The sequence below is a fragment of the uncultured Microbacterium sp. genome, from assembly GCF_963521695.1.
In the GTDB taxonomy this organism is placed as follows: Bacteria; Actinomycetota; Actinomycetes; order Actinomycetales; family Microbacteriaceae; genus Microbacterium.
Map to the genome: position 1 here is coordinate 1 of NZ_CAUQWC010000248.1, position 4,584 is coordinate 4,584.

5 protein-coding genes are annotated in these 4,584 nt (G+C 71.6%); 3 read left to right on the forward strand and 2 right to left on the reverse strand.

Annotated features, from left to right (window positions below; genetic code table 11):
* Nucleotides 1-1,279 (reverse strand): PLP-dependent aminotransferase family protein (locus RWP81_RS14465; protein WP_314457244.1); only part of this gene is annotated, 1,279 nt, incomplete at its 3' end.
* 19 nt (nt 1,280-1,298) lie between these two features.
* On the opposite strand from RWP81_RS14465, the gene RWP81_RS14470 reads away from it, so the two are divergent.
* Nucleotides 1,299-1,613 (forward strand): hypothetical protein, encoded by a 315-nt coding sequence (locus RWP81_RS14470; protein ID WP_314457246.1) that lies wholly within the window; start codon nt 1,299-1,301, stop codon nt 1,611-1,613.
* Nucleotides 1,614-1,670: 57 nt separating this feature from the next.
* On the opposite strand, the gene RWP81_RS14475 is transcribed toward RWP81_RS14470, so the two are convergent.
* Nucleotides 1,671-2,072 carry a GNAT family N-acetyltransferase gene (locus RWP81_RS14475; RefSeq protein WP_314457250.1) on the reverse strand — a complete coding sequence of 134 codons (402 nt, stop codon included), beginning with the start codon at nt 2,070-2,072 and terminating at the stop codon, nt 1,671-1,673.
* Here RWP81_RS14475 and RWP81_RS14480 point away from each other — a divergent pair.
* Nucleotides 1,977-2,312 carry a hypothetical protein gene (locus RWP81_RS14480; RefSeq protein ID WP_314457252.1) on the forward strand — a complete coding sequence of 112 codons (336 nt, stop codon included), beginning with the start codon at nt 1,977-1,979 and terminating at the stop codon, nt 2,310-2,312. The genes RWP81_RS14475 and RWP81_RS14480 overlap by 96 nt on opposite strands.
* 74 nt (nt 2,313-2,386) lie before the next feature.
* Complete coding sequence (locus tag RWP81_RS14485; protein WP_314457248.1) at nt 2,387-4,072, forward strand: DUF222 domain-containing protein; 1,686 nt, start codon at nt 2,387-2,389, stop codon at nt 4,070-4,072.
* Nucleotides 4,073-4,584: the final 512 nt, after the last annotated feature.

The window sequence follows — 4,584 nt, forward strand, 5'->3', positions numbered from 1 at the left end:
CGACGGCCCCCGCCGAGCCCGCGGGAAGGCGCGCCCACAGGCACAGCCCGCCGCGCGGCGGTCGCCACTGCCAGTCGGGCAGGTGCGCCGACAGCAGCCTTCCGACGGTGACGGCGGCCTCGCGATGCACCGTGGCGAGATCCCTCCGCAGCGCCGGTGCCTCGGCGAGCAGGTCGAGCGCGAGCAGCTGCGCGGGCACGCTGGTCGACAGGTCGCTGCTCTGGCGCAGACCGCGCAGCCGGCGGACGAGCACCGGATCCGCGCGCAACCAGCCCACCCGCAGCCCCTCCCACGCCCGCTTCGACAGCGACTCGACGACGATGATCGGCGCGTCGGGTCGGAGGGCCGCGAGCGAGGGCGGGGTGACCCCGTCGAACGACGCGTGGGCGAGCACGCGATCCTCCACCACCGTGATCCCGTGTTCGGCGGACAGTTCGGCGATGCGCTGACGCACCGGAAGACTGGTCTGCACGCCGGTCGGGTTGTGGTTGTGCGGGTTCAGGGCGATCAGCACGGGACGGCGGACCACGATCGCCGCCTCGAGCGCCTCGACATCGATGCCGGAGGGGGTGAGACGGATGCCGTGCACAAGGCCGCCGCGCCGCCGCACGGCATCCGTGAGCCCGGGCCAGGCCACTTCTTCGGTGAGCACCGTGTCGCCGGGGGAGACGAGTTCTTCGACGAGCAGGCTGAGCGCCTGTTGAGCGCCGTGCGTGACGAGAATCTGCGCCGAGGTCGTCGGGGTGCCGTCAGCGGCCATCGCGACGGCGATGGCCGCGCGGAGGTCCGCGAGACCGGCGGGGTCGGCCTCGACCGTGGTGGCGTTCAGTACGGGACGGTGGCGCTGCACGATGTCGACGGCCAGCGGTGAGATCGCGGGCACGGCCCGCAGCAGGTCGATGCTGGAGGGGAGGGTGGCGTACAACGCCTCTCCGCGACCGGCAGCGTGGCGTGCGGCGGTCGGGGCGGCGCCGGCGATGCGTGTTCCGCTTCCCTGGCGTCGATCCAGGATGCCGTCGTCGTATAGGCGTGCGTACGCGCTGACGACCGTTCCGCGCGAGACGGCAACGGTGGCGGCGAGGGTGCGTTCCGAGGGCAGGCGGTCGCCGCCGCGCAGTTCGCCCTCGCGGACGAGGCGCGCGATGCCGTCGGCGAGGCCGGCCGCGAGCGTGGTGTCGGCGCTGGCCCATCTGCCCAGGCGCTCGGCCAGGCGTTCCGCAGACACGGTGGCCGTGCGATGGTCCACCAGGGCGGAAGTGGCTCTGTCGACGAGGGTCATAGCCCCTGATTCTGGTCCAATGAACCAACTCGTCGCATATGAAACCCTCGTTCTCGGTCCAGTCAGCCCCGATTGGACCATTGCCGAGATGCTCGCGTGGATCGGTGCGGACGACGCCCGATGCCACGATGAGCGGCTGGTGGGGATCCTGGATGCCGTCTGCCGGGCGCTCGACCCGGGCGCCGCGCCCGCGACGGGACGCGTGGTGGGACTCGTGCGCGCGGTCGCGATGCAGGTTGCGGCGCAGCCCGGATCGGGGGAGCGCGTGGTGGGCGAGGTGGTCGGCGCGCCCTCGGCGGAGGTGCTGGCTTCCGCCGACTTTGCGACGGTGTGACCGACGACGTCGTGTCGACTCCACGTTGCGCGTGGGCACTTGCCGTGATCGCAACTGTCAGAGCGGATCGTCGCAGCTCGACTCCGGCCCGCTGAGGGGCCGTGACCACGCAGCTTCTCGAGCGAGCTGCCCGGTCGCCCGAAACAATCGAACCTGATGAGTGTCAGCCAGGGCGGTCGCGAGGTCCTCACGAGCAGCGGGGTCGAATCCAATGCTCTGCCAGAACGGTCCGGAGCGGCGGCTGAAAAGCCACGCCGTGGTCGCACCCTCCTCGGCCGCGCGGTTCAACGAGTGAAGTGCCAGGGCACGACCGCGCCCCCGCGAACGCTGCATCGGGCCGACGGCAACGCTACGGATCAACGCGTGGGCGCCATCGACGCTGAGTTCGTAACCTGTGCTGCCGACGATCGTGCCCGACTCGTCTCGCTCGATCCACAAGCGCACCGTCGGCGCGTGCACACCGCTCAGTGTGAGATCGACCGCCCGAAGAAACGTGGTGAGCTCGGCGATGTCGCTCGCACGGCAACGTTCAACACGCATGTGCCCAGTCAAACACTCGCGGCTCGGGGCGGCGTGGTGTGGCGCTGCGGCGGCCCGGCGACCTTCGTCGTCCTTATCGCCGGGCGGAGTGACGCCCGTCTCCTGAGGACGGAGCGGCGCTTCTCGGCCGAGGGTGGGACGGCGCTGTCCTCGCGGTGAGGGGATGGCACCCCTCTCGCGAGGAGGGAACGGCGCCCGGGACCGATGTCGGACCCCCTCGCTAGCGTTGGATCATGGACATCACGGCACCTCGGAGCAACCGGCAACAGTCGGTGTGCACGGCGTGGGGCGTGCCGTGGCCGAGCGACGACGACCTGCGAGCCGACGCCGACACGGCATGGGCAGTGGAAGTGGGACTCGTCGATCCCGGCGAATGCGAAGCGGGGGCCTTCGATGACGAATGCGCGGCGTTCGCGGACGCCGTGGACGGCATCCTCGACGTTTCTTCGCGCACCAACGATTCGGTGGGTGCCGAGCCCGAGGTCTGGCTGCGAGAGCTCGAGCGCCAGATTTGTGTGCGCCAACGCGCCACCGCGGAGGAGTATCGGCTGATCAGGCTCGTTCTCGAGCGGGCCGCCACAGACTCCGTGGCGTGGGTCGGCGAGGATCCGACGCTCGACCTCGCGTGGAGTGACTCGCGCGGCCGCACGGTGGCCGCGGTGCGTCGCGACCGTCGTGACATGGCGGAGCGCGCGGCCGTCGCAGAGATCGCCACGCGGCTGCGGCTTTCGGAGCAGACGGTACGCACCCGTGCCGCGCACGCTGAGGTTCTGCAAGAACGGTGTCCCGAGCTGTGGACCGCCTTCACGGAGGGAAGAGTCTCCGAGCGGCACGCGGTCGAGTCGGCGCGGCTGGCCGCGACGCTCCCCGAGGAGGCAGCACCGGCCGCGTCTGTGCGGCCCGGTTCGGTCGGCGATCCGGCGGAGCCGCTCGTCGACGGTCGCGATGAGACCCTCGACGGCACCGCGCCTCCCGCGGACCAGCCGGCGGTTACTCCTGACGGCGCGACACCGGTGTCCGAAACGCCCGAGTCCTGGCGGGCGTTCGACGAAGGTGCCCTGGATCGTGCCCTCCGTCTTCCGCCTGCGCGCTTCACCGTGGCCGCTCGGGCGCTGCGCGAGCGGGTGCACCGCGAGTCGATCGAAGCCCGGCACCGTCGTGCGGCTCGTGACCGCGGGGTATGGCTGACTCCCGAGCTCGATGGCATGGCTACGCTCACTGCTCTCCTCCCCGCGGACCGGGCGCACGACGCGCTGAGCCGCGTCGACCGGATCGCCCGCCAGCTGCGGGTCGGGCCCGAGGAGACGCGCACGCTCGCGCAGCTGCGGGCCGACGCCGTCGCCGATCTGCTGACGCGACCGGAGGTTGCTGCCGAGTCGCGAGCACTCATCGACGGCGCGGCGCCGAGTACTGCCCCGCGGTCGACGCACGTGACGCGGACCAGCCGCCCGGCCACCATCGTCGTCACTGTTCCCGCCCTCACGCTCCTCGGCGCCGGCAGCGAACCCGCCACTCTCGACGGCTACGGCCCGATCGACCTCGACACGGCTCGGCGTCTCGCGGGGGAGGCGACGTCCTGGGTGCGGGTGCTTTCGCATCCGGTCACGGGCGCCGCGTTGGCTCTGGACCGCTTGACCTACCGTGTCCCCACCGCGCTTCGCCGCTGGCTCGGAGTCACCTCGCCGACCTGCGTCTTCCCAGGGTGCGGCAGACCCGCGCGCGATTGCGACCTCGACCACCTGACCGCGTGGAGTGAAGGCGGCGTCACGGACGACGACAACCTTGCCCCCGAGTGCCGGCATCACCATCGTCTGCGACACGAGACGAGGTGGCACCCGTCGCGCGCCCCTGACACCGGTGAGGTGCGCTGGATATCGCCGCTCGGCTCCGAGATAGAGGAAGACCCGCCGCCGTTCTAGACGACTGGGTACCGGTGCGTGCGCCCACGGCGGCTCGCGCGGAGGAGTTGCCGCACCCTGTGAACGGTCATGGACGGCGTGAGCGCGTGCGGCAGGACGACGGGTGGGAATGCAATGCGCGCAGACGGACCGGACCCGCGCCGTCGACGCGAACGCCCCCCTCGTGACGCCCCCCTCGTGACGCCACGTCATCCCGCAATGTTCTGCCGTCAGGGCCGCGTCGCCACCTTCGTCCCGCAACGTCGGGAACGCCGCCACCGTGACGCCGCCTCCGTCCTGCGACGCCGTGCTGCCCAGCGATGATCTCCTTCACGGCGTCCGAGTGCGGCCACTTCCGCGATTGCGACCACTTGGGCGACAGCGACAGCGACAGCGACAGCGACAGCGCCCGCGTCTAAGACAAGCCCTGCGCCGACGCCCGCGGGCGACCAACCCTGCGCCCCCGCCCGCGCGCAGACTCACCCCTCCGCGGCCACCCCCACCTTCGCCTTCGCCCACGAGCGCCCCCGCGT